Here is a 26,294-nt window from a genome sequence, read left to right on the forward strand (position 1 = left end):
TCACCTCCCACGCCGCACGCGGGCGTACCGCATCGGCACGGTCAGCGCGCCCGCGTCGCCCGACTCGACGCTGCTGCCCTGGAAGCCGCCGGTCTCCACCAGCTCCAGCCCGGCACCGGTGAGCACCTCCTCCAGCTCGCCCGGGGCCATCCGGGCCGGGACGAGACCGGCCGCGAGGATGTCGTCCAGCTTCGAGGGGCCCCCGCCCGTCCGGGGCCAGGCGGCGAACAGCTCGGACGCCTCCGGCGCCAGCTCGATCACGTAGCCGTGTCCGCGCTCGCCCAGCAGCGCCGCCAGGGAGCGGGCGGCGGGCTGCCGCAGCCCGTCCGGCAGCTGGTGCAGGACCGTGCGGACGTAGACGTTCTGGTCGCCGAACTCCGCGTGCAGCCGGGCCGCCGCGTCCCGGTCGCACAGGTCCAGTTCCCGGTACGCCACGTTGGGGTGCGGGTGGAGCCGGCGGGCGGCCGCCAGCGCGGAGGCCGAGACGTCGTATCCGAGGACGTGCGCGAAGTGCGCGGCCAGCGCCCCGGTCTGACGCCCGTTGCCGCACCCGACGTCCGCCACCGGCAGGCCCGGCGTGAACCAGTCACGCAGGACGGGCAGCTGCCGTTCCACGGCCTCGGCCGGGTCGACGTCCCACAGCGTCGCGCCGTCCTCCACCGGCCGTTCCCGCCAGAAGGCTTCCCATGTGCTCGCGTTCCCCTGCACGTCACATCTCCTTGACTGTTCGGACACGGCAGATTTGTCGTGACTCAGCTTCACTCGGCAGGACTTGGCCGCATACGCCAGAACACGACAGAAGGGGCCAGACCGCCGGTCTGGCCCCTTCTTCCCGTCGCGTCAGACGTTGACGCCGAAGTCCTGGGCGATCCCCGTCAGGCCCGAGGCGTAGCCCTGGCCGACGGCGCGGAACTTCCACTCCGCGCCGTTGCGGTAGATCTCGCCGAAGACCATAGCGGTCTCCGTCGCCGCGTCCTCACTGAGGTCGTAGCGGGCGATCTCGTTCTGGTCCGCCTGGTTGATGATGCGGATGAAGGCGTTCCGCACCTGGCCGAAGTTCTGGCTCCGCGATTCGGCGTCGTAGATCGAGACCGGGAAGACGATCTTGTCGATCTCGGCGGGCAGCGTCTGGAGGTTGATGTTGATCTGCTCGTCGTCGCCGCTGCCCTCGCCGGTGCGGTTGTCACCGGTGTGCACGATCGCCTGCTCGGGCGAGGCCGTGTTGTTGAAGAAGACGAAGTGCCCGTCCGAGTGGACCTTCCCCTGGGCGTTCACCGCGATGGCGCTCGCGTCCAGGTCGAAGTCGGTGCCGGTGGTGGTGCGGACGTCCCAGCCGAGGCCGACCGTCACCGCGGTGAGACCCGGGGCCTCCTTGGAGAGCGACACGTTGCCGCCCTTGGAAAGGCTCACAGCCATGGGATCAGTCCCTTTCGTTAGCGATTCTGGTCGTCGTCGACGACGGTAACTGCGTCGTCGACGACGGTACCTGCACTTCCCCCAACGTCAGGTGGGTACGCGCGGGTTCCTGGTCCGGCGAAAAGACCGTGCATCCGCCCGGCGGAGGGGGAATCATGAAACGCATGTCCGGTCCCTACGTCATCCGCGGTTCCGTGGCCCTTCCCGAGGCCGAGCTGAGCTGGCGGTTCTCGAAGTCCTCCGGGCCGGGCGGCCAGCACGTGAACACCACCGACAGCCAGGTGGAGCTGCGCTTCGACCTGGCCCGCACCTCCGCGCTCCCGCAGGTGTGGAAGGAGCGCGCGCTCGAACGCCTCGGCACGCGGCTGCGGGACGGCGTCCTGACCGTGCGGGCGGGCGAACACCGCTCGCAGTGGCGGAACCGGGAGACGGCCGCCGTCCGGATGGCGTCGCTGCTCGCGGAGGCCACCGCTCCGCCGGGTCCCGCCCGCAAGGCGCGGAAGGTCTCGCGCGGTGCGAAGGAGCGGCGGCTGCGGAGCAAGCGGATGCGCAGCGACGTGAAGCGGGGTCGTCAGGGCAAGGGCTGGGACTGACCACCGGGCCCCGCCTCGCACAGTCGACCACGGCTGCCTGAACGAGTGGACTAGACCTCTTGGGGTCCTTCGGGCGACACTGGCCCCGTGAAATACGTCATCGCCCTCGATGTGGGCGGCACCGGCATGAAGGCCGCCCTCGTCGGCCCGGACGGTGGCCTGCTGCACGAAGCCCGTCGCCCCACCGACCGCGGCCGGGGCCCGGCGGCCGTAACCGCCGCCGTGCTCGGCTTCGCCGCCGACCTCGCCCGCGCCGGCGCCGAACGGTACGGCCGGGCCCCCGCCGCGGCCGGTGTCGCGGTGCCCGGCATCCTCGACGAGCCGGCCGGCGTCGTGCGCTTCGCCTCCAACCTCGGCTGGACGGACCTCCCCCTGCGCGACCTGCTCGCCGAGCACCTCGGTCTGCCCGTCGCCCTCAGCCACGACGTGCGCACCGGCGGGCTGGCCGAGGGCCGCATCGGCGCGGGCGCCGGCGTGGACCGCTTCCTCTTCGTGCCGCTGGGCACCGGCATCGCCGGCGCCATCGGCATCGACGGCCGGGTGGAGGCCGGTGCGCACGGCGGGGCGGGGGAGATCGGCCACGTCGTCGTCCGCCCGGACGGCCCGGCCTGCGGCTGCGGCCAGCGCGGCTGCCTGGAGACGCTCGCCTCGGCCTCCGCCGTCGGCCGGGCCTGGGCGCGGGCCAGCGGCGACGCGACCGCCACCGCCGCGGACGCCGCGCGGGCCGTCGTCGCGGGCGATCCGCGCGCCGTGGCCGTGTGGCAGGAAGCCGTGGACGCCCTCGCGGCGGGCCTGGTCACGGCCGTCACCCTGCTCGACCCGCGCACGCTGATCATCGGCGGGGGCCTCGCGGAGGCCGGTGACACCCTCTTCACGCCGCTGCGTCGGGCCGTCGCCGCCGCCCTGACCTTCCAGCGCACCCCTCTGATCGTTCCGGCCGCCCTCGGGGACGCCGCCGGCTGCCTGGGCGCGGGGCTCCTCGCCTGGGACCTACTCTCCGCGGAGGTCGCGACCCGATGACGAAGCAGCTCACCCTCACCGGGGCCCGTGTCGTCACGCCGGACGGAGTGCTGGACGGCGGCCGGGTGACCGTCGCGGACGGGCGGATCACCGCCGTCGACGCCGCCCCGGCCGCAGCCGCTCCGGACCCCGCCGACGTCGACCTCGCCGGGCACTGGCTGGTGCCGGGGTTCGTGGACCTGCACAACCACGGCGGCGGCGGCGCGTCCTTCACCTCCGGGACGCCCGAGGACGTGCTGACCGCCGTCCGGACCCACCGCGAGCACGGCACGACGACACTGGTCGCCTCCACCGTCACCGGTGACCTGGACACCCTCGCCCGGCAGGCGGGACTGCTCTCCGAACTGGTCGAGCAGGGCGACCTGGCGGGCGTCCACTTCGAGGGCCCGTTCATCTCCCCGTGCCGCAAGGGAGCGCACAGCGAGGCGCTGTTGCGCGACCCCGACCCGGCCGAGGTCCGCAAGCTGGTCGACGCGGCCCGGGGAACGGCCGCCATGTGCACGCTCGCCACGGAACGCCCCGGCGGGCTGGACGCCGTCCGCGTCCTCGTCGAGCACGGCGTCATCGCCGCCGTCGGCCACACCGACGCGACCTACGAGCAGACCCGTGAGGCGATCGAGGCCGGCGCCACCGTCGCGACGCACCTGTTCAACGCCATGCCGCCGCTCGGCCACCGGGCCCCCGGCCCGATCGCCGCCCTCCTGGAGGACGAGCGGGTGACCGTCGAGCTGATCAACGACGGGACCCACCTGCACCCCGCCGCGCTCCGGCTGGCCTTCGACCGCGCGGGGCGCGACCGCACCGCGTTCATCACCGACGCCATGGACGCCGCCGGGTTCGGTGACGGCCGCTACCGCCTCGGCCCGCTGGACGTCGACGTGGTCGACGGCGTCGCCCGCATCGCCACCGACGACGGCACACCCGGCTCGATCGCGGGCTCGACGCTCACGCTCGACGCGGCCCTGCGCCGCTCCGTGACGGAGGACGGCATCCCCGTGGAGGACGCCGTGCGCGCCGTGTCCACCACCCCGGCCCGGCTGCTCGGCCGGGCCGACCGCGTCGGCGCCATCGCCCCCGGCCTGGACGCCGACCTCGTCGCGCTCGACGCGTCCTTCACCGTCCGCGCGGTGCTCCGCCGGGGAGCGTGGGTGGTGAAGCCGTAGGGACCCCGGCGCCGGGGGCGTCAGCCCCCGGCCGGGGTGAGCCAGACCTGGTCGACGGCGACGTCGCAGGAGTCGCCCTCGGCGCAGGTCAGCCGGAAGGTGTTCGTGCCTTCTTCCACCCTGACCTCGCCGTAGGTGTGCGTCCAGGACTTCTCCCAGTCGCCCTTGGGGCCCTTCGCGAAGTTCTTGAAGTTGACGTTCTGCGGCTTCGGCGCGTCGTTGACCTGGAGGCTGAGCTTCATGTCCTTGCCGGGGACCGTGTAGCCGTAGTAGAGCCGGTAGGTGCCCGCCTCGGGCACCTCGGTCGTCCAGGTCACCGTCGCGCCGGGCTTGTTCAGACCGGCGACGTACTTGCCGTCCTCGGCGCGGGAGCCGGGGATGTCCCCGGCGACGATGGGGCCGTTGTCGAGCCGCAGGCTGGAGGCGTCCTCCGTGGGCAGCTCGGCCTCGCCGTCCTGCCCGTCCTCGCCGTCCTCGTCCTTCTTCGGGGCGTCGTCCTTCGGTTCCTGCTCGTCGGAGCCCGGCTGCCGGTCGCCGTCGGCGGCGGAGTTCGCGCCCGCCCTGTCGTTGTCGTCCCCGGAGAACGCGACGGCCGCGCCGACGCCGACGAGGACGGCACCCACGACCGCGAGGGCGGCGATGAGCATCCCGTTGCGGCGCTGACCGCCACCGTGGCCCGACGGTCCCGGCCGGCCCGCGCCGCGCGTCGCTGCCCGGCCGCCCGGCTGGGTCTCCGGGGCCGCGTAGTGGGCGTTCGGGTAGGCGGCCTCCGGCGGGGCCTGCGGCGGGTAGCCGTAGCCCCCCGTCCTGCCGTGGGCGGCCTGCGGGTTCTGCGGGGGATAGCCGTAGCCGCCCGTCCCGCCGGGAGCGCCCTGCGGCGGCTGCGCCGGGGAGCCCTGCGGGGTGCCGTAGCGGCGCTCGCCCACCGGGCGGACCTGCTGGTAGGAGGTGCGGGGGACGCCCTGCTGCGGGGCCGCGCCGGGGGCGCCGCCTTCCTGGCGGTACAGGTAGCCGAAGGGGTCGTCGCCCTCCGGCGGAGTCGTACCGTTATGACCGGCGGTCATCCCCTGTTCTCCTCATACGGCAGTAGCTGACCTCGCGCAGCCTACCCCGTTCGGGGGACGGCGGGCGGGGACGTCCTGGGGCGAACGCCCCTATCCGGCTCTCCGGTGCCCCTTTGACCTGGAACGTTTCTCGACGTACATCCGCTGGTCCGCCGACTGCAAAATCTCCTCCACGGACTCTCCACAGGAGGCCCATCCGATGCCGAAGCTCGCGCCGACCCGCACCTGGCGGCCGTCGACGCGTATCGGCGGGATGATCGCGTTGCGCAACCGCACGGCGAGGTCGCTCGCGTCGGCCGACGCGAGCCCGTCGGCCAGCACGACGAACTCGTCGCCGCCGAGCCGGGCCACGGTGTCGTTGTCGCGGACGGCGCCCGCCAGCCGCCGGGCGACCTCGACGAGGACGGCGTCACCGCAGTGGTGCCCGAAGCGGTCGTTGATCGACTTGAAGCCGTCCAGGTCGCAGAAGAGCACGGCCAGGCCCTTGTCCGAGGGGTCCTCGCCCGACGGGGCGGTGAGGTGGACGTGGTGGTCGAACCCGGGCGCGACCGGCGGCGGGACGGCCGGACCGTCCGGGCCGGGGCCTCCGCCGACACCGTGCAGGTCGGGGAAGACGGCCGCCATCTCGTGGATGTCCGCCCAGGCCGGGTCGGCGCCCGGGTCCGGGACGGTGTGCACCGGGGAGAGCGCCGGGCGTTCGCAGAGCCGGGCGCTGAGCCGGGCGCGCAGCTCGGCGCTGTTGGGCAGCCCGGTCAGCGAGTCGTGGCTGGCCCGGTGGCGCAGGTGCAGCTCGTGCCGCTTGCGCTCCTCGATGTCCTCGACGTGGGTGAGCAGGAAGCGCGGCCCGTCGGCGACGTCGGCGACGACCGAGTTCCGCAGGGACACCCACACGTAGCTGCCGTCCCTGCGGCTCATGCGCAGCTCGGCCCGGCCGCCCTCGGCGGCGGTGCGCAGCAGGGTGCCGATGTCCTCGGGGTGGACGAGGTCGGAGAAGGAGTAGCGGCGCATCATCGACGCCGGGCGGCCGAGCAGGCGGCACAGGGCGTCGTTGGCCTTGATGAGCCGCCCGTGCTGGTCGCCGCCCATCTCCGCGATGGCCATGCCGCTCGGCGCGTACTCGAAGGCGGCCCGAAAGCTCTCCTCGCTGGCCCGCAGGGCCTGCTGCTCGCGCTCCAGCCGGACGAGTGCGCGCTGCATGTTGGCGCGCAGCCGGGCGTTGCTGATGGCGATGGCGGCCTGGAAGCCGTACATCTGGAGGGCCTCGCACCCCCAGGCGCCGGGGCGGCGGCCGTTGCGGGGCTTGTCGACGGATATGACGCCGAGGAGGTCGCCGTCGGCCGTGTACATGGGGGCGAAGAGCCGGTCCATGGGGTGCCACTCGTCGGCGAAGCGCGGGGCCGGCCCGGGGGTGTGCCACTGGGGGACGTCGTCGTCGTCCAGCACCCAGCCCTCGTTGTACGGGACGAAGCGCAGCTCCCCCCATGCCTCGCCCATCGCGAGCCGGCGTTCCCAGGAGGCGCGGGAGCCCACGCGCCCGGCCATCATCGCCTCGGCACCGGTGCTCCCGGCGACGGCGGCGACGACGAGGTCGCCGTCGGGGCGGACGAGGTTGACCGCCGCCATTTCGAAGCCGAGGCCCGTGACGACGCCGTCGGCGACCGTCTGGAGGGTGTCGGCGAGACTGCGGGCGGTGTTGAGCTGGGCCACGGACTGGTGGAGACGGCGCAGCGTGGTGAGGCGGACGTACGGCTCAGAGTCGGTGTCCATCTGCCTCCCCCGTGGCTCGTTCGTTGATCCGACATGCCACTCGTCCGAGTGTTCCCGCCACTGAATCACAGGCTGCTCCTCACTCGGTACACAGGGTCAACGATTAATCTCATCTGTGACTCATGTCACAGGAGGCGTTCCGGAACTCACCGTGTGTGGGTTTTCGCAGGTCGCACGGGGCGGTGGCGCCAGGCGGACGCGGGCCCCGCGGCGGGCCCCGACCCCGGTCGTAGGACCCGTCTGGTCCCCCCGCCCGATGCGGTCGGCCGGCTCCCCTCGTTACCGTCCGGAGCGTGTATCCGACAGCTCCACCCGCAGCCCATCACCCCGCCGCCACCGCCGGGACCCACCACCCGGGCCCGGCCGACCGCTCCGCCCCCGACGCCGTCCCCCATGCTGGAGGGGTGAACGAGGAGCAGTTCCGGGCGGCCATGGCGCGGCTCGCCGCCGGTGTGGTGCTGGTGACGGCCTACGACCCGGAGGACGGGCCGCGCGGCGCCTACGTCGGCATGACGGCGACGGCGTTCGTCTCCGTCAGCCTCGACCCGCCGCTCGTGCTGCTGAGCGTGCGCACCGGCTCGCGGATGGACGAGCTGCTGGAGCGGCGCGAGGTCTGGGCGGCGAACCTGCTCGCCGAACACCAGCGCCAGACGGCCGGCCGGTTCGCGATGAAGGGCAGGCTGAGCGACCACCTCCTCTTCCGCGAGCTGCCGCACACGCCGGGGGAGGCGGCCGGGGCACCGCTCGTCCACGGCGCGCTCGCCCACCTGGAGTGCCGCACCGAGCAGCGGCACCCCGCCGGTGACCACACGCTGCTGGTGGCGCGCGTGCTCACGGCCGAGGTGCCCGGCGTCGACGGCAAGCCGCTCACCTACTACCAGGGCCGCTACCGCGCCCTGCGCTGAACCGTTTCCGCCGCCGGATCCGGTTGTCGGACCCGCGCACTACGGTGTGGGCCATGGAGGAGAGCACGGCGGAGCGGGTGGACGGACCCCCGGCTGAGAACGGGGACGGCAGCCCGGCCGGGGAGTCGCGGGGGCACGGCCTGTCGACGCGGGAGGCGGCCGTGCTCGCGGTCGAACGCCGCGGCTGGCCCGGCCCCGGCGCCAAGGAGCGGGCCATACGCGAGCGGCTCGGCACGTCGCCGACCCGCTACTATCAGCTGCTCAACGCCCTCCTCGACGACCCCCGCGCCCTCGCCCACGACCCGGTCACGGTCAACCGGCTCCGGCGGGTGCGGGACGCCCAGCGCCGCCGCCGGTAGTCTCGCGCCCATGGTCCGCTTCGACGCGCACACCATCACCCCCGCCGGCCGGGCCGGGCTGGCGGCCCTCCGGGCCGAGCCGGGCCGTTCCGTGGTCGCCCTGGACTTCGACGGCACGCTCGCACCGATCGTGCCCGACCCCGAGGACGCGCGGCCGCACCCCGACGTCCTGCCCGCGCTGGCCCGGCTCGGCCCCCGGCTGGCGGGCGTCGCCGTCGTCACCGGGCGTCCCGCCGAGGTCGCCGTGCGGTACGGGGGCTTCGCCGGAGTGCCGGGGCTGGAGGGGCTCACCGTCCTGGGCGCCTACGGGGCCGAGCGCTGGGACGCCGCGACGGGCACCTTCTCGGCGCCGCCGCCCGAGCCGGGTGTGGCCGCCGTCCGCGCCGAACTGCCCGGCCTCCTCGCCGGACTCGGCGCCCCGGAGGGCGTCCGGACGGAGGACAAGGGGCTGGCCGTCGCCGTCCACACCCGGCAGTCCGCCGACCCGGCGGGGGCGTTCGCCGCGCTGCGCGCGCCGCTGGCCGAGCTGGCCGCCCGCCACGGGCTCCACCTCGAACCGGGCCGCTTCGTCCTGGAGCTGCGGCCCCCGGGGATGGACAAGGGCATGGCCCTGACCGCCTACCTGGCCGAGCGGGACGCCGGGCCCGTGCTCTACGCGGGCGACGACCTGGGCGACCTGGCGGCCTTCGCCGCTCTCGAACGGCGCCGCGCCGACGGCCGGCCGACCCTGCTGGTCGGCGCCGCCCCCGAGGTGCCCGCACTGGCCGAGCGCGCGGACGTCGTCGTGCCCGGTCCGGCCGGCGTCGCGGCCCTGCTGACCGCGCTCGCCCGGCCGGAGGGGTAGCGGGCGGTGCGGGCGCTCAGGGCACGGGCGGCAGGGCGAGCCACTCCGCCCAGGTGAGGTCGTGGCCGATGTGGCGCGGCCGCCGGAAGGGCCAGGCGGTCGCGATCCAGCGCGGTACCAGGGCGTCGAGCGCGCGCTCCGTCTCGCTGCCGGCCAGCTCGTCCACCACCCACCAGCACACCTCCGCGTCGGAGCCGGTGCGCTCGGGCGGGTCGACGTAGACGCAACCGAGGAGTGCCGTCTCGTCCTCGTTCAGCAGCGCGTAGTTGAAGGACTCGTGCGCGGCGATCTCCCGCTCGTGCCGCAGCAGGTCGACGCGGTCCTCCTCGTAGGTCATCGTCTCGGCGGGCCAGCCCCAGGCCGGGCCGAAGGCCTCCCACAGGCGCTCGCGGGAGTTCATGACGGCGGGGTAGTCGATCGCGGTGTCCGATTCCCGGATCGGCCGCAGGTGCAGGGATGTGCCGGGCACGGGTACGTGGACCGGGTGGACGAAGTCGTCGGGCAGCCAGCTCATGATCGCCGAGGCTACCTCCGGCGGTGACGGCCCGCGCGGGAGTTTCCGGCGGCCCCGCCGGCCGTCCCCGGCGTGCTCAGCCCTCGCGCAGTGCGGTGAGCTGGGCCAGGAACCAGTCGCGGGGCGGCAGGGCGGTCGCGGCGGCGGCGAGCCGCTTCGTCCCCTCCGCCCGCGCCTCGGGCGGGACGGCGAGGGCGTCGGCCAGGGCGCGGGCCGTCGCGGCGACGTCGTAGGGGTTGACGAGGATCGCGTCCTCGCCGAGGTCGGCCGCGGCGCCCGCCTCCCGCGAGAGCACCAGCACGCAGCCGTCGTCGGAGACGACCGGCACCTCCTTGGCGACCAGGTTCATGCCGTCCCTGATGGGGTTGACCAGCGCGACGTCCGCCATCCGGTAGGCGGCCAGGGAACGGGCGAAGTCGTCCTCGACGTGCAGGACGACCGGCGTCCAGCCCACGGTACCGAACGCGTCGTTGATCTCCCCGGCGACACGGGCGACCTCGGCCGTGTAGTCGCGGTAGACGGCCAGGTCCTGCCGGGAGGGGTAGGCGAAGGCCACGTGCACGACGCGCTCACGCCACCCGGGGTGGTCCGTGAGCAGCCTGCGGTAGGCGTGCAGGCCGCGCACGATGTTCTTGGACAGCTCCGTGCGGTCCACCCGCACGATGGTCCGGCGGCCCTCGCCGACCTGCGCCCGCAGCACCGCCCCGCGCTCCTCGACGTCGGGCCGGTGGGCGCGTTCGCGCAGGAAGTCGGCGTCGGCGCCCAGGCCGTGCACGCCGACGCGCGTCGTGCGCCCGGCGTGGGTGACGCGCAGCTCGCCGTCCGCGGACCCGACCGTCGCGCCGAGCACGTCGGCGCAGCACGCGGCGAACGCCTCGGCCCAGCGCCGGGTCAGGAACGCCGCCCGGTCCGCGCCGAGCACGCCGCGCAGGACGGCGGCGGCGGCGTCGTCGGGCAGCATCCGGTAGTAGTCGGCGGGCGCCCACGGGGTGTGCGAGAAGTGCCCGATGCGCAGGTCGGGGCGGAGGGAGCGCAGCAGCTCGGGCACCAGCGTGAGGTGGTAGTCCTGCACGAGCACGACCGCGCCCTCCTCCGCGTCGCGGGCGAGCGCCCGCGCGAAGGCGGTGTTGTACGCCTCGTACGCCGCCCACTGCCGGGCGAAGGAGGCGTCGAACGCGGGCTCCAGCGGCGTCTGGTAGAGCATGTGGTGGACGAACCACAGCACCGAGTTGGCGACGCCGTTGTAGGCGTCGGCGAAGGTCTCGGCGGGAATGTCGAGCATCCGCACCCGCTGCCCGCCGGTGTCCTCGCGGGGCAGCAGCCCGTCCGCGCGGCGGGCGGCCTCGCGGTCACCCTCGCCGAGGGCGGCGCAGACCCACACGGCGTTCGCCTCGGGGCCGATCGCGGAGAGCCCGGAGACGAGGCCGCCGCCGCCGCGTTTCGCGGTCAGCGACCCGTCCTCGGCGATCGCGTAGGAGACCGGACCTCGGTTGGAGGCGACCAGGACCTGGGGCACGCGGGACTCGGCGACCATGCGGCGAGCGTATCCGCATCGACCCCCGTTCAAACGGCCGTGCGGTTGTCGCGGAGCCGCACCCGGCGGAAACCGGTCACGCCGCGTGCCGGGCGGCCGTGTACTCCGGCACGGTGCCCATGGGCGGCCGCTCCTCGGTGTCCACCGGGTGCGTGCGCGGCACGAAGCCGCCGGCCTCCTCGCGGGCGAACTGCGTCAGCTCGGCGTGGGTGAGCGGGACGCGGGCGATGCGCCGCTGGGCCGTGCGGTAGATGGCCGCCGCCATCCGGCCCAGGGCCTGCCCGTCCTGGTTGCGGTGCTTGCGCACGCCGACGTCCACCTGGGCGAGCCCGTCCAACCCGACCGCGTGCAGGGAGTCGACGAGGAGGGCCAGCTCGACGCCGTAGCCGACGGGGAAGGGCAGCCGTTCCAGCAGCGAGCGGCGGGCGGCGTACTCCCCGCCCAGCGGCTGCACGAAACCGGCGAGCCGTGGCCAGTGCAGGTTCAGCAGCGGGCGGGCGACCAGCTCGGTGACGCGCCCGCCCCCGGCCGGGTTGTCCCCGAGCGGTCGGTCGTACATGGCCTTGACCAGCTGCAACGCCGGGTCGGTGAGCAGCGGCCCGACGATGCCGGAGACGAACCGGGAGCGGAAGTCCCGCAGGTCGGCGTCGATGAAGCACACGATCTCGCCGCTGGTGGCCAGCAGCGAACGCCACAGCACCTCGCCCTTGCCGGGGACCGCCGGAACGCGGGGGAGCAGCGCGTCACGGTGGACGACCTTCGCCCCGGCCGCCGCCGCCACGTCCCCCGTCCGGTCGGTGGAGCCGGAGTCGACCACCACCAGCTCGTCGACGAGGGGGGTCTCGGCCGTCATCAGCTCCGCGCGGATCGTCGCGACGATCTCACCGACCGTCGCCTCCTCGTTCAGTGCGGGAAGGACGACGCTCACACTGCCGCGCGCCCCCGCCGCCCGCTTGGCGGCCAGCAGCCCGGCCAGCGGGCGCTCCTCGGCGCTCCAGGAGCGCCGGTGCAGCCAGCTCTCGACCTCGTCCAGCACGTGTCCGCCTCCTGACGTCGGCCGCGAAATCCCGCGTCTCGCGGTTCGGACGACCGCATCCACCCTCGGGGCCGTCGGTTACAGTCTTGAACAGCGCACGTGACCTCCGCATGTCGGGGCGCGTCGCTGCCGACAAACGCGCCTGACAAGCGCCATAGAGCTCATCCAGAGGGGCAGAGGGAACGGCCCGTTGAAGCCCCGGCAACCCTCCCGCGCGTCATTACGTCATTCCGGTTCATTCCGGGGCGAAGCCGCCGTGGGGAAGGTGCCAATTCCGTCCTGCGGCGAAGGCCGTCGCGGGGAAGATGAGGAGAAAGGGCCTCGCCTCCATGGCTGTGAACACGGTCGCAAGCACCACCGCATCCGACTCCACGCACCCCGGCGTCTCTCTGGGACCGGCCGTCGCGCTGTCCTGCCGCGAGTGCGGCGAGCGCATCCCGCTGGGCCCGCACTTCGCCTGTACGGCCTGTTTCGGCCCGCTGGAGATCGCCTACGAGCTGCCGGAGGGCGACCCGGAGGCGCTGCGCGCGCGGATCGAGGCGGGCCCGGACACCATCTGGCGGTACGCTCCGCTGCTGCCGGTCCCCGCCGACGTCGCCGCCAAGCCCAACCTGAACCCGGGCTTCACCAGGCTGGTGCGCGCCGACCGCCTGGCGGCGGAGCTGGGCGTCACCGGTGAGCTGCACGTCAAGGACGACTCCGGCAACCCGACGCACTCCTTCAAGGACCGCGTCGTCGCCATCGCCGTCGAGGCCGCCCGCGCCTTCGGCTTCACCACGCTCTCCTGTTCCTCCACCGGCAACCTGGCCGGGGCCGTCGGTGCGGCGGCGGCCCGTGCGGGGCTGCGCTCGTGCGTCTTCATCCCGCACGACCTGGAGCAGGGCAAGGTCGTCATGGCCGCCGTCTACGGGGGCGACCTGGTCGGCATCGAGGGCACGTACGACGACGTGAACCGTTTCTGCAGCGAGCTGATCGGCGACCCGGCCGGTGAGGGCTGGGGCTTCGTCAACGTCAACCTGCGCCCCTACTACGCCGAGGGCTCCAAGACCCTCGCCTACGAGATCTGCGAGCAGCTCGGCTGGCGTCTGCCGGACCAGCTCGTCGTCCCCATCGCCTCCGGCTCCCAGCTGACGAAGATCGACAAGGGGCTGCGCGAGCTGATCGCGCTCGGGCTCGTCGAGGACCGGCCCTACAAGATCTTCGGCGCCCAGGCCGAGGGCTGCTCGCCGGTCTCCCAGGCGTTCAAGGGCGGCCACGACGTGGTGCGGCCGGTGCGACCGGACACGATCGCCAAGTCGCTCGCCATCGGCAACCCGGCCGACGGACCCTACGTGCTGGACATCGCCCGCCGCACCGGCGGCGCGGTGGAGGACGTCACCGACGCCCAGGTCGTGGACGCCATCAAGCTGCTGGCCCGCACGGAGGGCGTCTTCGCCGAGACGGCGGGCGGGGTGACGGTGGGCGTCACCCGCAAGCTGATCGAGAACGGCCTGCTCGACCCGACCCTCACGACCGTCGTCCTCAACACCGGCGACGGCCTGAAGACGCTGGACGCCGTCGCGCCGACGACCGGGCCGAGCGCCGTCATCCGCCCCTCGCTCGACGCCTTCCGCGCCGCCGGCCTGGCCTGAACCCCGCACCCACGATCCACGAAGGTGAACCGCACATGAGCGTCAACGTCCGCATCCCGACCATCCTGCGCACCTACACCGGCGGTCAGGCCGAGGTCGCCGCCGAGGGTGCGACCCTCGGCGAGGTGCTGGCCGACCTGGAGAAGAACCACACGGGCATCAGCGCGCGCGTGCTGGACGACACCGGCAAGCTGCGCCGTTTCGTGAACATCTACGTCAACGACGACGACGTCCGCTTCGCCGAGGGCCTCGCGACGGCGACCCCGGACGGCGCCGGCGTCTCCATCATCCCCGCCGTGGCCGGTGGCGCGGTGTAGGGCACGTCCCACCGCGTCCCGTTCGTGTGGTCCCGCCCCTCCGGGGGCGGGACCACACGCGTTCCGGGCGGCGGACATCCAGCGCGTGCCGTGGACCGCTAAGCGGAAGTGGGTGTTCCGATTTCCACGAAGCGGTAGAGTGTGCGCCGAACCCCCTTTCGGATGTGACTCGCAACGACAAGTTGTGCGCCAAGTTCTGCCCGAAGCGCAGGGACGTTTGTCGCGTTGGCCCGACTATGCCCGGCCCGGAATGCACCGGTTCGATGCCGTGTGCCCGCTGTCGACCGATCCGTCCCGCGCGGATTTCTCGTCTGATTGACCTGTTGCACAGGGCGTTCATCCAGATACATTCAGCGGCGGTCGACGCGTTCCGGCGCACAACACCCTCACGACCCAGGGGGTGACTCTGACCCGGGCCCGCGGAGTGCGGGCTCGTGCAAGGGCCAGTAATAGGGGAGTTAGGAATGGCTCAGGGCACCGTCAAGTGGTTCAACGCGGAGAAGGGCTACGGCTTCATCGCGGTCGACGGTGGTGCGGACGTGTTCGTCCACTACAGCGCGATTCAGATGGACGGCTACCGCACCCTTGAGGAAGGGCAGCGGGTCGAGTTCGAGATCTCGCAGGGGCAGAAGGGGCCGCAGGCGGACATGGTCCGTCTCAGCGCCTGAGCGACGACCGCCACACACCACACGCGCGAAGGGCCCGGCCGCAGCCGGGCCCTTCGCCCGTTCCCCGCCCCGCTGACGCCCCGTCAGTCCCGCACGCCGGACTCCGCCCGCAGGGCGTCGCGCCGGTCCAGCAGGGCCCGCCGCCGACCCCGGGCCCGACCCAGCAGCAGGGCCGCGGCCGTCACCGCGAGAGCGCCGGCCACGCCCGTGCCCACCGCCAGCGCGGCCGTGCCCCGGACGGCCGCGAGGACGACGGCGCCCAGTGCGGTCGCCGAGGCGGCGCCGAGCGCGACCCCGGCCGCCAGCACCCGGTCGGCCCCGTACAGGGGGTGACGGCGCGTCAGCGTCCAGCACGCCAGGGCGGCCCAGGCCAGGCCGACGGCGATCAGCCCGGCGAACGCGACGCGGGTCCGCAACGGGAGCGGCGCCGGCTCGGTCGCCCACAGCAGCGTCAGCAGCGCGGCTCCGCAGCCCCCGGCGAGGCCGGTCGCGAGGTGGCGCACCCGGCGGCCCAGCGAGGTCTCGCGCGCCAGGGTGCGCACCAGCTCCTCCGGCACCTCCCGGGGCGCCGGGCGGCGGTCGCCCGGGTTCCGGCGGTCGTGCTCGTTCATCGGTCGTGTCCCCTCTCGGTCAGGATGTCGCGCAGCATGCGGCGGGCGCGGAAGAGCCGGCTCTTGACCGTGCCCGCCGGAACGCCGAGCACGTCGGCGCAGCCGGCCGTCGGCAGATCCGCGAGGTGGAACAGCACCAGCACCTCGCGCTCGGCGGGTGGCAGGTCCGCCAGCCCGGCGTGGACCTCCAGCCGGTCCAGGACGTCGCCGGGGAAGTCCCCCGGGTCGACCGGCGCCCCGGGCGCGTCGGCGAGGTCCACGGACCCGAACGGTGCGGCACGGCCGCGGCGGAGGTGGTCCGCGAGGGCGCGTCGCGCGATCGTGAACAACCAGGGCGCGAACCGCTCGGGCTCCCGCAGCTTCGGCAGGCCCCGCAGAACGCCGATCCACGTCTCCTGGGCGAGGTCGTCCGCGACGCCGTCCCCGCCGGTCGTGGCCCGCAGGTACCGCCACAGCGGACCGTGCCAGGCCCGCACCAGCCCGGTGAACGCCTGCCGCTCCCCGAGCTGGCAGCGCACCACCAGCAGGGCGTCGTCCTCCTTCTCGGGCTCGGGCTCGGCCACCCGACCCTCCTCTCTTCGGCATGCCGGTGCGGTGTTCCCGCTGCTCGACCGGCAGGTCACCGGTAAGTCGGCGGCCGGAGCGGAAAGGTTCACGCCCTCGCCCCGGCCCGTGGAGGGCGCGGCGCCGGGTCGGTCCCGATGCGGAGGCGCTTGCACTCGGAGGGGTCGAGTGCTAATCATTGGGCTTAGCACTCTGCACGTGAGAGTGACAAAAAGAAGGACCGGTTCGGTGAGGTCCGCGAGGCCCGGCGGAAGGAACGCCGGTGCTCCGCAGGCCGTCCGTCGCGGGCGCCAGCGCGGTCCGGAGCAATCCACCCCAGTCCTGGGAGGACCACTTCACATGGCCAAGATCATCGCGTTCGACGAGGAGGCGCGGCGCGGCCTCGAACGCGGCATGAACCAGCTCGCCGACGCCGTCAAGGTCACGCTTGGCCCCAAGGGTCGCAACGTCGTGCTGGAGAAGAAGTGGGGCGCCCCCACGATCACCAACGACGGTGTCTCCATCGCCAAGGAGATCGAGCTCGAGGACGCCTACGAGAAGATCGGCGCCGAGCTCGTCAAGGAGGTCGCCAAGAAGACGGACGACGTCGCCGGTGACGGCACGACGACCGCGACCGTCCTCGCCCAGGCGCTGGTCCGCGAGGGCCTGCGGAACGTGGCCGCCGGTGCCAACCCGATGGCGCTCAAGCGCGGCATCGAGCGCGCCACCGAGGCCGTCTCCGCCGCCCTGCTGGAGCAGGCCAAGGACGTGGAGACGAAGGAGCAGATCGCCTCCACCGCCTCCATCTCCGCCGCCGACGTCCAGATCGGCGAGCTGATCGCCGAGGCCATGGACAAGGTCGGCAAGGAAGGCGTCATCACCGTCGAGGAGTCCCAGACCTTCGGTCTGGAGCTGGAGCTCACCGAGGGTATGCGCTTCGACAAGGGCTACATCTCGGCGTACTTCGCGACCGACATGGAGCGTATGGAGACCGTCTACGACGACCCGTACATCCTCATCGCGAACTCCAAGATCGGCAACGTCAAGGAGCTGCTCCCGCTCCTGGAGAAGGTCATGCAGTCGGGCAAGCCGCTGCTGATCATCGCCGAGGACGTCGAGGGTGAGGCCCTGTCCACCCTGATCGTCAACAAGATCCGCGGCACCTTCAAGTCCGTCGCCGTCAAGGCCCCGGGCTTCGGCGACCGCCGCAAGGCCATGCTCGGCGACATCGCCATCCTCACCGGTGGCCAGGTCGTCTCCGAGGAGGTCGGCCTCAAGCTGGAGAACGCCGGTCTGGAGCTGCTCGGCCGCGCCCGCAAGGTGGTCGTCACCAAGGACGAGACGACCATCGTCGACGGTGCCGGTGAGAGCGACCAGGTCCAGGGCCGGGTCAACCAGATCCGCGCCGAGATCGAGAACTCCGACTCGGACTACGACCGCGAGAAGCTCCAGGAGCGCCTCGCGAAGCTGGCCGGCGGCGTGGCCGTCATCAAGGCCGGTGCCGCGACCGAGGTGGAGCTCAAGGAGCGCAAGCACCGCATCGAGGACGCGGTGCGCAACGCCAAGGCCGCCGTCGAGGAGGGCATCGTCGCCGGTGGTGGCGTGGCCCTGCTCCAGGCGTCCAGCGTCTTCGAGAAGCTGGAGCTCGACGGCGACGAGGCCACCGGTGCCGCCGCCGTCAAGCTGGCCCTGGAGGCCCCGCTCAAGCAGATCGCGGTCAACGCCGGTCTCGAGGGCGGCGTCATCGTGGAGAAGGTGCGCAACCTGACCCCGGGCCACGGCCTGAACGCGGCCACCGGCGAGTACGTCGACATGATCGCCGAAGGCATCATCGACCCCGCCAAGGTGACGCGCTCGGCGCTGCAGAACGCCGCGTCGATCGCCGCGCTGTTCCTCACCACCGAGGCCGTCATCGCCGACAAGCCGGAGAAGGCGGCCGCCGGCGCGGCCGACCCGACCGGTGGCATGGGCGGTGGCATGGACTTCTGATCCCCCGCGGATCAACGTCCTCCCCCTTCCGGGGCGCCGGGGCGGCACCCACACCGGGTGCCGCCCCGGCGGCATGTCCCCGTGGTCTTCCGAATCGCCGCTTATCTGTGAGAATGCGCACGTCAGGCGTGCCTGTTCAGCCGTGTCCGGCCCTGGATAACCTCCCGTGAGCCGACCGGCCCGCGTACGCGATCCGTACCGTCCCGCCGTCGGACCCCGGACAGTCCACCCGACTCACGAGGACGGGACGCACCACGCCCATGAGCACGCTTGACGCCCTGATCGTCGACGTCAACGACGTCTTCTGGACCTATCTGCTGATCCCGCTCGTCGCGGTCGCCGGCCTCTACTTCACCCTGCGCTCGCGCGGGGCCCAGATCCGACTGCTGCCGGACATGCTGCGGGTCCTGAAGGACCGTCCCGCCGGGGGCGTCAGCCCCTTCGGAGCGTTCACCATCTCCGCCGCCGCCCGGATCGGCACCGGCAACATCGCGGGCGTGGCCACGGCGATCACCCTCGGCGGCCCCGGCGCCGTCTTCTGGATGTGGGTGATGGCCCTCGTCGGCGGCGCGTCGGCGTTCGTCGAGTCCGTCCTCGCCCAGCTCTACAAGGTGCGCGGCAAGCAGCCCGGCACCTACCGGGGCGGCCCGGCCTACTACATGCAGCGCGCCCTCGGCAAGCGCTGGCTCGGCGTCCTGTTCGCCGTCCTCATCACCCTGACCTTCGGGTTCGTGCTGACGGCCGTGCAGTCCAACACGATCGCCGTCGCCGTCGAGGGATCCATGGGCGGCGTGGACTCCGGCTGGTTCCCGCCCCTCCTCGGCATCGCCCTCGCGGGCCTCCTCGCCCTCGCCGTCTTCTTCGGCGTCAAGCGCCTGGCGAAGGTGACGACCACGCTCATCCCCGCGATGGCCGGCCTGTACCTGCTCCTGGGCACGGTGATCGTCGTCCTCAACGCGAGCCAGGTCCCCACCATGCTGGGCGACATCGTCGGGGGCGCGTTCGGGCTGCGGGAGGTCGCCGGGGGCGCCGTCGGCACCGCGATCCTCCAGGGCGTGCGGCGCGGCATGTTCTCCAACGAGGCGGGCATGGGCTCCGCCCCGAACGCCGCCGCCTCGGCCGAGACGAGCCACCCGGTCAAGCAGGGCCTCGTCCAGACGTTCGGCGTCTACTTCGACACGCTCGTCGTCTGCACCATGACCGCCTTCGTCGTGCTGAGCGCGAACCCCTCGCTGGGCGAGCGGGGCGGCGCGGACGTCACGCAGTCCGCCTTCTCCGCCACCCTCGGCGGCTGGGGCGCGCACGCGCTGACCCTCATCGTCTTCATGCTGGCCTTCAGCTCGATGATCGGGAACTACTACTACGGCGAGTCCAACATCGAGTTCATGACCGGCAACCGCTCCGTCATGACGGGATACCGCGTCGTCGTCCTCGGCTGCACCGTGCTGGGCGCCATGGGGTCGGTGAGCGTCGTGTGGAACCTGGCGGACATCACCATGGGCGCGATGGTGCTGGTCAACCTGCTGACGATCCTGCCGCTGTCCGTCGTGGCCTTCCGGCTGCTGAGCGACTACCAGGCCCAGCGCCGCGCCGGCCTCGACCCCGTCTTCACCCGCGACCGCGTGCCCGGGCTGCGGGGCGTCGCGTGCTGGGAGCCCTCCGGCACCTCCCCGCAGGCCACCCCGCAGGACACCGCACACGCCACCGCCCGGAGCTGACGCCGCAGCGACGGCGCCCGGCCGCCCGTGCGGGCGCCGTCCGCGCGCGGTGTCGGGGACACCCGGGGGCGGGCTCTCCTTCGGGGGAGGGCTTACGCCGGACGGCGGCCGGTGTGTGGCCGGGCGCACGGGTTCGCCCGAGGGTTGCGGGTACACGGGTGCGGCACCGGAACGCGCACCCGCTCGACGTGTGAGGGCTCAGCAATGCAGTCATCGCCCCTGGCTCTGGCCGGCCGTCAGGAGGCGCGGTTCCGCGCCGCCCTGCGCCTGCACGACGCGACGCCCGAACGGCCCGGCCGGTGGATCGGCCTCGTCGCCCTCGCCTTCACCCTCGTGCAACTCGTCCTCGTCGTGCCCGGGCTCGGGCTCGGCTGGGACGAGACGGTCTACCTCAGCCAGGTCGGGCCGGACGCCACGACGGCGTACTTCAGCGCTCCCCGCGCCCGGGGCGTGAGCTTCCTCGTGGCGCCCGTCGCCGCGCTGACCTCGTCCGTGCTGGCCGTGCGGATCTACCTGGCCGTGCTCTCCGGCGCGGCGCTCTTCCTCGCGTTGTGGGTCTGGCGCGGGCTGCTCCCCGCGCCCGTGCTCGCGCTGGCGGGGGGCCTGTTCTCGTCGTTGTGGATCACGCTCTTCTACGGCCCGCAGATCATGCCCAACCTGTGGGTGGCCTTCGCGGCGCTGGCGACGGTCGGCTGTTTCCTCCGCGCCGCCCGTGACGGGCGGCACCGTGACCCGTGGGCGTTCGCGGGGGTCGGTTTCGGCATCGCCTGCGTGGCCCTGCTGCGGCCGGGGGACGCGGCGTGGCTGGGGCTGCCGCTGGTGGCCGCCGCGCTGTACGTGCGGGCCTGGCGGCGTCCGCTGCTGCTCGCCGTGCTCGCGCTCGGCGCCCTGCTCGGGGCCGCGCCGTGGCTGGTGGAGGCCCAGCTGCACTACGGCGGCGTCCTGACCCGGCTGGAGCGGGCCGGGGAGATCCAGGGCGGGCTCGGCTGGAGCCTCGCCTTCGACGACCAGGCCAAGGCGCTCGTGGGCCGGTCACTGTGCCGTCCCTGCACGATCGGGTGGGAGCACCCGGTGACGGCGGTGTGGTGGCTGCTGCTGCCGCTGCCGGTGATCGCGGGGGTCGTCGCCGCCGTCCGGGTGCGGCGGCTGGCGCCCGTGCTCATGGCCACGCTCGCCGGGCTCTCCCTCGCGGTGCCGTACCTGCTGCTCATCGACTACGCCGCCCCGCGCTTCCTGCTGCCGGCCTACGCCCTGCTCGCGCTGCCGGTGGCGCTGTGCCTGCACCGGCTGTTCCGCGCCCGTACGCCGTGGCGTCCGGCGATCGTCCTCGTCGTCGTCCTCGGCCTGGTCGGGCACGTGGCGGTGCAGGCGGCCGTGCTGCGGGACGCCGTGCGGCGCAGCGGGGCGGCGGCGGGGGCGGTGGCCGACGTCGCCGACGAGCTGAACCGGCTGGGGGTGCGCCCGCCCTGCGTCGTCTCCGGGCACGACGCGGTGCGGGTGGCCTACCGGGCGGGGTGCGACTCGCGGCAGGTCGGGGGCCACGACGGCAGCATCACGGCGCGGGGCCTGGTGGCGGCGGCGGACCGGCGGCCGGTGGCCGTCCTCGTCGCCGGGGACGAGCGTCCGCCCGCCTATGCCCGCGACTGGCCGGAGCACGCGCTGCCCGACTGGTCGAGCTCTCGGAACTACCGGGCCTACCTGGCGCCCTGAGCCCTGGCGGGGGCCGTCCCTCGGGTGCCCGGCCTCCGGGCCCTCAGCCGGTCGGGGGCCACACCGGCCGGTGTTCCGGGGGGACGGCGGCCAGGGCGGCGCCCGGCGTGGGGTAGCACCGGAAGACGTGCTGCGTGCCGGTCAGGGCCAGCATCTGGAGCACCCGGTTCCCGACGGCCGCGAGGAGCAGCTCCCCGTTGAAGCGCTGGCAGAGCCAGTTGAGGGAGAGCAGGCAGTTCAGCCCCCGGGAGTCGCAGAAGGCGAGGGCCGTCAGGTCGAGGACGAGGTGGTGGTGCCCCGCGTCGACGAGCGTCCCGGCGTGCTCCTGGAGCTGCTGCTCCGTGGAGACGTCGAGCTTTCCGGCGACCCGCAGCATGGCGCAGCCCTGGGTCTGGACGACGTCCGTCAGGGTGATGCTGTCGGTGTCACTGAACATCCCACTTCTCGCCTCCTTCGGCCAATCTTTCCAGTGTAAAGCCTTGTTGAAGGGCAAGCTTCCTTCGCGCCGACCCCTGGGCGGTTCCCCTTGCCGCGGGACGCCCCACGGGTACAGCATCCCTGGTTCCCCGGCGCCGCTCACCTCGGGATGTGCCTCCCGGCGGCCGACACGCCCGGCGGAGGTGAGGGAGGTTTCTCACACCCCGGGGCCCGGTGTTCGGATGACTGGTGCAATAGTTCGCAGGCGACAAGTACGCTCTGCTCCGTCGCTCCGCACCGACAGGCGGGCGGATGGCGGAGCCGGAGGTGGGAAGTGGCGAGCACACTGGGTGCTCCGGGCCCGGAAGGGCTCATGGCGAACGTCGCCGGGACGCAGGCGCCGAGTGGCTCCCGCATCATCCCCACGCAGGTCATCACCGTCCCCGACGTGCTCCTGGTGGAGGACGACGACGGCGACGCCCTCCTCGTCGAGGAACTGCTGCTGGACAGCGGCGTCACCGTGAACCTCGACCGCGCGCGGTCCCTGGCCGAGGCCGAGGACGCCCTGCGGGACACCGCCGTCCGGCCGCACTGCGTCCTGCTGGACCTGCACCTGCCCGACGGACGCGGTGTGGACGTCGTCGAGCAGATGCTGAAGCTGGCGCCCGGCTCCGCCGTGGTCGTCCTCACCGGCCTGGCCGAGGAGGAGGCCGGCCTCGCCGCCGTGGCCGCCGGAGCACAGGACTACCTGGTCAAGGGCTTCATCGAGCCCGCAGCGCTGGGCCGCGCCATCCGGTACGCCGTCCAGCGCCGCCAGATCGAGCAGGCCGCCGCCGCCCTCCAGGCCGGGCAGCTGCGCGCCCAGGAGAACGCCCGCCTCGAACGCGGCCTGCTGCCCTCGCCGCTGCTGCGCGGCCCCGGCGTCGACGTCGTCGCCCGCTACGAGCCCAGCCGCGCCCAGGCGCTGCTCGGCGGCGACTTCTACGATGTCGTCGGCCTGGCGGACGGCACCGTGCACGCCGTGATCGGCGACGTCTCCGGGCACGGGCCCGACGAGGCGGCCCTCGGCGTCTGCCTCCGCGTGGCCTGGCGCTCCTTCACCCTGGCCGGGCTGAAGGGCCCCGAGGTGCTGCGTCTGATGCAGGAGCTGCTGGAGGCCGAACGCACCGGCCCGGAGATCTTCGCCACCGTCACCGCCGTCGAAGTGCGGCCCGTCCTGGGCACCGCCCGCATCCTGCGGGCCGGGCACCCGCCGCTGATGCTGCGGGGCGCGCCGGGCGAGGACGTCCACTTCGTGGAGACGGCCGGCGGCCCCGCGCTCGGCCTGCTCCCCGTCGACTTCGCCACCTGGACGGAGGAGACCGTGGACCTGCCGCCGAGCGGCGCCCTCGTCCTGTTCACCGACGGGCTCTTCGAGGGCCGCGTCGACGACCGGGGCGGGCGGCTGGGCGAGAGCGGCCTGCTGGAGCTCGCTCGCACGCACGCCGCCCGGAGCGGCCCGGACTTCGTGGGCGCGCTCATCTCGGAGAGCCGGGCCCTCTCCGAGAGCCACGGCGGCCACACCGACGACATCGCCGTCGTCCACCTGGAATGGGAGCAGAACCCTTGAGCACCACCCGCGCGTCACGGGCACGGCTGCGCGTCCAGACCTGGCTGCACCTCGTGCTCGGTGCCGTCCTCCTGCTGGTCGTCGGCGCCACGGTCGCGGGCGGCGTCCTGCTGTCCCGTTCGGCCACCGAGACCGACGACCTCGTGGACCGGTTGCAGCCCGCCCGGGTGGAGGCGTACCGGCTGCAGAAGGCGCTGCTGGACCAGGAGACCGGCGTGCGCGGCTACGTCGTCAGCGGCAACGAGGAGTTCCTGGAGCCCTACACCAGCGGACTGCGCGACGAGCAGGCCGCCCTGCGGCAGCTGCGCCCGACCGCCGATGCCGACGCGACGCTCGCCGCCGACCTGGCCGAGATCGAACGCCTCGCCGCGGCCTGGCGCCGGGAGCACGCCGAACCCCTGATCCGCAGCGCCACGGCGGGGGCCGACCCGCAGTCCGCCGCACTCACCGCCGAGCTGCGCTCCAGCAAGGAGACCTTCGACCGGATGCGCGCCACGTGGCGGGACCAGAACCGGCACCTGGAGGAGGCGCGGGACGCGGCGCGCGAGGAGCTGGAGCGGAGCCGCAGGACCCACCTGTGGCTGTTCGTCGGTGTGCTCGCCGCCTTCGTCGTCACCGGTGTGGCCCTCGCCGTGCTGCTGCACTACGCGGTGGCCCGTCCGCTGCGCGCCCTGCGCCGGTCGGTGCAGCGCGTCGGCGACGGCGACTTCGCCCACCACATCCCCGCCGGTGGGCCGGCCGACCTGCACGAGGTCGCGGAGTCGGTGGAGGCCATGCGCGGCCGGATCGTCGCGGAGCTGGACGCCGCCCGGAGCCGCGAGGAGCTCCTCGCCCGGCGCACCGCCGATCTCGACCACCACACCGAGGAGCTGCGCCGTTCGAACTCCGAGCTGGAGCAGTTCGCCTACGTCGCCTCGCACGACCTCCAGGAACCGCTGCGCAAGGTCGCCTCCTTCTGCCAGCTCCTGGAGAAGCGCTACGGCGAGCAGCTGGACGAGCGCGGTCGGCAGTACGTCGACTTCGCGGTCGACGGGGCCAAGCGCATGCAGGTGCTGATCAACGACCTGCTGACGTTCTCCCGGGTCGGGCGGCTCCACGACGCCCGCGACGCGGTGCCGTTGGGGGGTGCGCTGGACAAGGCGCTGGCCAACCTCTCGACCGCCGTCGAGGAGACCGGGGCCCGGGTCGAACGCCCGGCGGACCTGCCGCGTGTCACCGGCGACCCGACGCTGCTGACGATGCTCTGGCAGAACCTCGTCGGCAACGCGATCAAGTTCCGCCACGCCGAGCGCGCCCCGGTCGTCGGCATCACCGCGTTCCCCCCGGGCGCGGACGCCGCCGGCGACGGTGCCGAGGGCGACGAGGCGGAGGAGCGCGGTGCCGGGCCGGGCCTGTGGACGTACTGTGTCACCGACAACGGCATCGGCGTCCCCGGCGAGTTCACCGAGAAGGTCTTCGTCATCTTCCAGCGCCTGCACGGCCGCGACGCCTACGCGGGCACCGGCATCGGCCTCGCCCTGTGCCGGAAGATCGTCGAGCACCACGGCGGCCGCATCTGGATCGACACCGCGCACACGGAGGGGACCCGCGTGTGCTTCACCCTCCCCGCGGACCCCGGTCCGTCCCTCCCCGCACCGACGTCCCCCGACACCGCCGACACCACCGCCGCCCCCGACGCAGCAGGAGCCACCCGATGACCTTCCCCACCGAGCCCGCCCCCGTCGACATCCTGCTCGTCGAGGACGACCCGGGCGACGAGCTGATGACCCGGGAGGCGTTCGAGGACAACAAGATCGGCAACACCCTGCACGTCGTCCGCGACGGCCAGGAGGCGCTGGACTTCCTCTACCAGCGCGGTGCCCACGAGGGCGCGCCCCGCCCGGACCTCATCCTGCTCGACCTCAACCTGCCCAAGTACGACGGGCGGCAGGTGCTGGAGCAGATCAAGTCGGACGAGAGCCTCACCCACATCCCCGTCGTCGTGCTGACCACCTCCTCGGCCGAGGAGGACATCCTGCGCAGCTACCGGCTGCACGCCAACGCCTACGTCACCAAGCCCGTCGACCTGGAGCAGTTCATCGCCGCCATCCGGAAGATCGACGACTTCTTCGTCACGGTTGTGCGCCTGCCACGGCCGTGAAACCGCCGTCGGGGCCGTCCGGACCGACCGGGCCCGCAGCCGCGGCGGGGGCCAGCGGGACGTCGGGCGCCACCGGGACGTCGGTCCCCACCGGAACCTCGGGGGCCACGGCGACGTCGGGGGTCGCCGGGCCGTCCGTGGCCCTCGGGCCGTCCTGGCTCACCGGGATCGTCACCTCGACCGGTCGGGCCCGGCTCCGCGCGGCGCGCGTCGAACCGGTGCCCGTGGACCGGATCGCGTCGCGCAGGCCGCGCAGCCCCTCCTCCAGAGCCGTCCTGGCCGGTTCGGGCATGGCGTCGATCGACGCCTGCAGCACCTCCTCGCGCCGGCGCCGCAGGTCGGTGAGGTACGTGCGGCCGGTGTCCGTCAGCCGCAGCTCCAGCTCCCGCCGGCTGACGGGGCTCGCCGCCCGTTCCACCAGTCCCAGCGCGGCCAGCCGGTCGCACAGCCGGCTCACCGAGGACGGCGCCGAGCCGAGCAGCGTGCCGAGGGTGCGCAGGTTGATGCCCTCCTCGCGGTCCAGGCTGTAGAGCACGCGCAGCTGGGAGGCGGACACCGGCGAGGACGACACGGCGTCCCGCCCCCGCTCCCACAGCACCTCAAGCAGCTCCGTGACCTCGGCAGCCGACCGCGCGGCGGCGTCGGCGTGACGGGGCGACGGTGCGGCGTTCTCGCCCATGGCAGCACTCCGAATCAGCGTTCTCAGCCCGAAGCTGTTTCTCCGCG

The 26,294-nt window shown here is 73.5% G+C and carries 25 protein-coding genes, 1 pseudogene and 1 riboswitch; of the genes and pseudogenes, 15 read left to right on the plus strand and 11 right to left on the minus strand.

All coding sequences use genetic code 11. From position 1 onward, the window contains the following. Together IF129_RS15295 and IF129_RS15300 are read right to left on the minus strand one after the other, a co-directional pair. Positions 1 to 708 (minus strand): methyltransferase domain-containing protein, encoded by a 708-nt coding sequence (locus tag IF129_RS15295; protein WP_191210211.1) that lies wholly within the window; start codon positions 706 to 708, stop codon positions 1 to 3. Between the two features lie 132 nt (positions 709 to 840). After that, positions 841 to 1,416, minus strand: a complete 576-nt coding sequence (locus IF129_RS15300; protein ID WP_191210212.1) for a TerD family protein — start codon at positions 1,414 to 1,416, stop codon at positions 841 to 843. A 155-nt stretch (positions 1,417 to 1,571) separates the two neighbouring features. Here IF129_RS15300 and arfB point away from each other — a divergent pair, with 155 nt between their 5' ends. The 3 genes from arfB (at position 1,572) to nagA (ending at position 4,192) form a co-directional block, all read left to right on the plus strand. Continuing rightward, positions 1,572 to 2,009 (plus strand): alternative ribosome rescue aminoacyl-tRNA hydrolase ArfB, encoded by a 438-nt coding sequence (gene arfB, locus IF129_RS15305; protein ID WP_191210213.1) that lies wholly within the window; start codon positions 1,572 to 1,574, stop codon positions 2,007 to 2,009. A gap of 87 nt (positions 2,010 to 2,096) precedes the next feature. Next, complete coding sequence (locus IF129_RS15310; RefSeq protein WP_191210214.1) at positions 2,097 to 3,029, plus strand: ROK family protein; 933 nt, start codon at positions 2,097 to 2,099, stop codon at positions 3,027 to 3,029. Then, on the plus strand, positions 3,026 to 4,192 hold the full coding sequence (gene nagA / locus IF129_RS15315) for an N-acetylglucosamine-6-phosphate deacetylase (RefSeq protein WP_191210215.1): 1,167 nt from the start codon (positions 3,026 to 3,028) through the stop codon (positions 4,190 to 4,192). Before IF129_RS15310 ends, nagA begins: the two co-directional genes overlap by 4 nt. A gap of 20 nt (positions 4,193 to 4,212) precedes the next feature. On the opposite strand, the gene IF129_RS15320 is transcribed toward nagA, so the two are convergent. After that, entirely contained in the window at positions 4,213 to 5,256 is a 1,044-nt protein-coding gene (locus tag IF129_RS15320) for a hypothetical protein (protein WP_191210216.1), read from the minus strand. Between the two features lie 90 nt (positions 5,257 to 5,346). Further along, on the minus strand, positions 5,347 to 7,023 hold the full coding sequence (gene cdgB, locus IF129_RS15325) for a diguanylate cyclase CdgB (RefSeq protein WP_191210217.1): 1,677 nt from the start codon (positions 7,021 to 7,023) through the stop codon (positions 5,347 to 5,349). A gap of 293 nt (positions 7,024 to 7,316) precedes the next feature. On the opposite strand from cdgB, the gene IF129_RS15330 reads away from it, so the two are divergent. Genes IF129_RS15330 through otsB form a run of 3 tightly spaced genes read left to right on the plus strand, consistent with a single transcriptional unit; the run spans position 7,317 to position 9,131 of the window. After that, positions 7,317 to 7,928, plus strand: a complete 612-nt coding sequence (locus tag IF129_RS15330) for a flavin reductase family protein (RefSeq protein WP_318153759.1) — start codon at positions 7,317 to 7,319, stop codon at positions 7,926 to 7,928. A gap of 53 nt (positions 7,929 to 7,981) precedes the next feature. Beyond that, entirely contained in the window at positions 7,982 to 8,287 is a 306-nt protein-coding gene (locus IF129_RS15335; RefSeq protein WP_224755010.1) for a DUF3263 domain-containing protein, read from the plus strand. 10 nt (positions 8,288 to 8,297) lie between these two features. Then, positions 8,298 to 9,131: a trehalose-phosphatase gene (gene otsB, locus IF129_RS15340; RefSeq protein ID WP_191210218.1), complete on the plus strand. Its 834-nt coding sequence runs from the start codon at positions 8,298 to 8,300 to the stop codon at positions 9,129 to 9,131. A gap of 16 nt (positions 9,132 to 9,147) precedes the next feature. On the opposite strand, the gene IF129_RS15345 is transcribed toward otsB, so the two are convergent. The 3 genes from IF129_RS15345 to IF129_RS15355 form a co-directional block, all read right to left on the minus strand. After that, complete coding sequence (locus IF129_RS15345; RefSeq protein WP_191210219.1) at positions 9,148 to 9,645, minus strand: GNAT family N-acetyltransferase; 498 nt, start codon at positions 9,643 to 9,645, stop codon at positions 9,148 to 9,150. 76 nt (positions 9,646 to 9,721) lie between these two features. After that, on the minus strand, positions 9,722 to 11,179 hold the full coding sequence (locus IF129_RS15350) for an alpha,alpha-trehalose-phosphate synthase (UDP-forming) (protein WP_191210220.1): 1,458 nt from the start codon (positions 11,177 to 11,179) through the stop codon (positions 9,722 to 9,724). A 76-nt stretch (positions 11,180 to 11,255) separates the two neighbouring features. Then, a complete protein-coding gene (locus tag IF129_RS15355) occupies positions 11,256 to 12,215 on the minus strand; it encodes a glucosyl-3-phosphoglycerate synthase (RefSeq protein ID WP_191210221.1) in 960 nt (319 codons plus the stop codon). A 158-nt stretch (positions 12,216 to 12,373) separates the two neighbouring features. Further along, positions 12,374 to 12,527: riboswitch (SAM riboswitch) on the plus strand. A 17-nt stretch (positions 12,528 to 12,544) separates the two neighbouring features. Here IF129_RS15355 and thrC point away from each other — a divergent pair. The 3 genes from thrC to IF129_RS15370 all read left to right on the plus strand — a co-directional run bounded on the left by thrC (position 12,545) and on the right by IF129_RS15370 (position 14,831). After that, positions 12,545 to 13,846: a threonine synthase gene (gene thrC / locus IF129_RS15360; RefSeq protein WP_191210222.1), complete on the plus strand. Its 1,302-nt coding sequence runs from the start codon at positions 12,545 to 12,547 to the stop codon at positions 13,844 to 13,846. Positions 13,847 to 13,881: 35 nt separating this feature from the next. Beyond that, positions 13,882 to 14,163, plus strand: coding sequence for a MoaD/ThiS family protein (locus IF129_RS15365; RefSeq protein WP_191210223.1), 282 nt, complete (start codon positions 13,882 to 13,884; stop codon positions 14,161 to 14,163). Positions 14,164 to 14,627: 464 nt separating this feature from the next. Beyond that, positions 14,628 to 14,831, plus strand: coding sequence for a cold-shock protein (locus IF129_RS15370; RefSeq protein WP_004929928.1), 204 nt, complete (start codon positions 14,628 to 14,630; stop codon positions 14,829 to 14,831). 83 nt (positions 14,832 to 14,914) lie between these two features. Here IF129_RS15370 and IF129_RS15375 read toward each other — a convergent pair whose 3' ends face one another. Both IF129_RS15375 and IF129_RS15380 read right to left on the minus strand, forming a co-directional pair. Next, on the minus strand, positions 14,915 to 15,442 hold the full coding sequence (locus IF129_RS15375; protein ID WP_191210224.1) for a transmembrane transport protein: 528 nt from the start codon (positions 15,440 to 15,442) through the stop codon (positions 14,915 to 14,917). Further along, positions 15,439 to 16,005 (minus strand): RNA polymerase sigma factor, encoded by a 567-nt coding sequence (locus IF129_RS15380; RefSeq protein ID WP_318153762.1) that lies wholly within the window; start codon positions 16,003 to 16,005, stop codon positions 15,439 to 15,441. Before IF129_RS15380 ends, IF129_RS15375 begins: the two co-directional genes overlap by 4 nt. Positions 16,006 to 16,345: 340 nt before the next feature. Between IF129_RS15380 and groL the strand changes: the two genes are divergently transcribed. The 3 genes from groL (at position 16,346) to IF129_RS15395 (ending at position 21,402) form a co-directional block, all read left to right on the plus strand. Beyond that, positions 16,346 to 17,974 carry a chaperonin GroEL gene (groL, locus tag IF129_RS15385; RefSeq protein ID WP_191210226.1) on the plus strand — a complete coding sequence of 543 codons (1,629 nt, stop codon included), beginning with the start codon at positions 16,346 to 16,348 and terminating at the stop codon, positions 17,972 to 17,974. Positions 17,975 to 18,234: 260 nt separating this feature from the next. After that, positions 18,235 to 19,692, plus strand: a complete 1,458-nt coding sequence (locus tag IF129_RS15390) for an alanine/glycine:cation symporter family protein (protein ID WP_191210227.1) — start codon at positions 18,235 to 18,237, stop codon at positions 19,690 to 19,692. Between the two features lie 204 nt (positions 19,693 to 19,896). Next, positions 19,897 to 21,402: a hypothetical protein gene (locus IF129_RS15395; RefSeq protein ID WP_191210228.1), complete on the plus strand. Its 1,506-nt coding sequence runs from the start codon at positions 19,897 to 19,899 to the stop codon at positions 21,400 to 21,402. Between the two features lie 43 nt (positions 21,403 to 21,445). Here the strand turns inward: IF129_RS15395 and IF129_RS15400 are convergent, their stop codons facing one another. Then, entirely contained in the window at positions 21,446 to 21,838 is a 393-nt protein-coding gene (locus IF129_RS15400) for an STAS domain-containing protein (protein WP_191210229.1), read from the minus strand. Between the two features lie 354 nt (positions 21,839 to 22,192). On the opposite strand from IF129_RS15400, the gene IF129_RS15405 reads away from it, so the two are divergent. The 3 genes from IF129_RS15405 to IF129_RS15415 are packed head-to-tail and all read left to right on the plus strand — an operon-like array spanning position 22,193 to position 25,568. Beyond that, positions 22,193 to 23,428, plus strand: coding sequence for a PP2C family protein-serine/threonine phosphatase (locus IF129_RS15405; protein WP_191210338.1), 1,236 nt, complete (start codon positions 22,193 to 22,195; stop codon positions 23,426 to 23,428). Beyond that, positions 23,410 to 25,125: a sensor histidine kinase gene (locus IF129_RS15410; protein ID WP_191210230.1), complete on the plus strand. Its 1,716-nt coding sequence runs from the start codon at positions 23,410 to 23,412 to the stop codon at positions 25,123 to 25,125. The genes IF129_RS15405 and IF129_RS15410 overlap by 19 nt, the downstream gene beginning before the upstream one ends. Continuing rightward, positions 25,122 to 25,568, plus strand: coding sequence for a response regulator (locus tag IF129_RS15415; protein ID WP_191210231.1), 447 nt, complete (start codon positions 25,122 to 25,124; stop codon positions 25,566 to 25,568). Before IF129_RS15410 ends, IF129_RS15415 begins: the two co-directional genes overlap by 4 nt. A gap of 193 nt (positions 25,569 to 25,761) precedes the next feature. Here the strand turns inward: IF129_RS15415 and IF129_RS26425 are convergent. Next, positions 25,762 to 26,247, minus strand: a pseudogene (locus tag IF129_RS26425) (MarR family winged helix-turn-helix transcriptional regulator); the annotation flags it as partial. Positions 26,248 to 26,294: the final 47 nt, after the last annotated feature.

It is taken from the genome of Streptomyces chumphonensis, from assembly GCF_014779715.1.
In the GTDB taxonomy this organism is placed as follows: domain Bacteria; phylum Actinomycetota; class Actinomycetes; order Streptomycetales; family Streptomycetaceae; genus Streptomyces; species Streptomyces chumphonensis.

Bases quoted from the DNA above. Each gene is read 5' to 3' on its own strand.
- IF129_RS15405 (WP_191210338.1), top strand. From the start codon at position 22,193: ATGGCGAACGTCGCCGGGACGCAGGCGCCGAGTGGCTCCCGCATCATC.
- IF129_RS15400 (WP_191210229.1), bottom strand. From the start codon at position 21,838: ATGTTCAGTGACACCGACAGCATCACCCTGACGGACGTCGTCCAGACC.
- IF129_RS15300 (WP_191210212.1), bottom strand. From the start codon at position 1,416: ATGGCTGTGAGCCTTTCCAAGGGCGGCAACGTGTCGCTCTCCAAGGAG.
- IF129_RS15335 (WP_224755010.1), top strand. From the start codon at position 7,982: ATGGAGGAGAGCACGGCGGAGCGGGTGGACGGACCCCCGGCTGAGAAC.
- arfB (WP_191210213.1), top strand. From the start codon at position 1,572: ATGAAACGCATGTCCGGTCCCTACGTCATCCGCGGTTCCGTGGCCCTT.
- IF129_RS15345 (WP_191210219.1), bottom strand. From the start codon at position 9,645: ATGAGCTGGCTGCCCGACGACTTCGTCCACCCGGTCCACGTACCCGTG.
- IF129_RS15415 (WP_191210231.1), top strand. From the start codon at position 25,122: ATGACCTTCCCCACCGAGCCCGCCCCCGTCGACATCCTGCTCGTCGAG.
- IF129_RS15395 (WP_191210228.1), top strand. From the start codon at position 19,897: ATGCAGTCATCGCCCCTGGCTCTGGCCGGCCGTCAGGAGGCGCGGTTC.
- IF129_RS15390 (WP_191210227.1), top strand. From the start codon at position 18,235: ATGAGCACGCTTGACGCCCTGATCGTCGACGTCAACGACGTCTTCTGG.
- IF129_RS15350 (WP_191210220.1), bottom strand. From the start codon at position 11,179: ATGGTCGCCGAGTCCCGCGTGCCCCAGGTCCTGGTCGCCTCCAACCGA.
- thrC (WP_191210222.1), top strand. From the start codon at position 12,545: ATGGCTGTGAACACGGTCGCAAGCACCACCGCATCCGACTCCACGCAC.
- IF129_RS15370 (WP_004929928.1), top strand. From the start codon at position 14,628: ATGGCTCAGGGCACCGTCAAGTGGTTCAACGCGGAGAAGGGCTACGGC.
- nagA (WP_191210215.1), top strand. From the start codon at position 3,026: ATGACGAAGCAGCTCACCCTCACCGGGGCCCGTGTCGTCACGCCGGAC.
- IF129_RS15320 (WP_191210216.1), bottom strand. From the start codon at position 5,256: ATGACCGCCGGTCATAACGGTACGACTCCGCCGGAGGGCGACGACCCC.
- otsB (WP_191210218.1), top strand. From the start codon at position 8,298: ATGGTCCGCTTCGACGCGCACACCATCACCCCCGCCGGCCGGGCCGGG.
- cdgB (WP_191210217.1), bottom strand. From the start codon at position 7,023: ATGGACACCGACTCTGAGCCGTACGTCCGCCTCACCACGCTGCGCCGT.
- IF129_RS15375 (WP_191210224.1), bottom strand. From the start codon at position 15,442: ATGAACGAGCACGACCGCCGGAACCCGGGCGACCGCCGCCCGGCGCCC.
- groL (WP_191210226.1), top strand. From the start codon at position 16,346: ATGGCCAAGATCATCGCGTTCGACGAGGAGGCGCGGCGCGGCCTCGAA.
- IF129_RS15410 (WP_191210230.1), top strand. From the start codon at position 23,410: ATGGGAGCAGAACCCTTGAGCACCACCCGCGCGTCACGGGCACGGCTG.
- IF129_RS15365 (WP_191210223.1), top strand. From the start codon at position 13,882: ATGAGCGTCAACGTCCGCATCCCGACCATCCTGCGCACCTACACCGGC.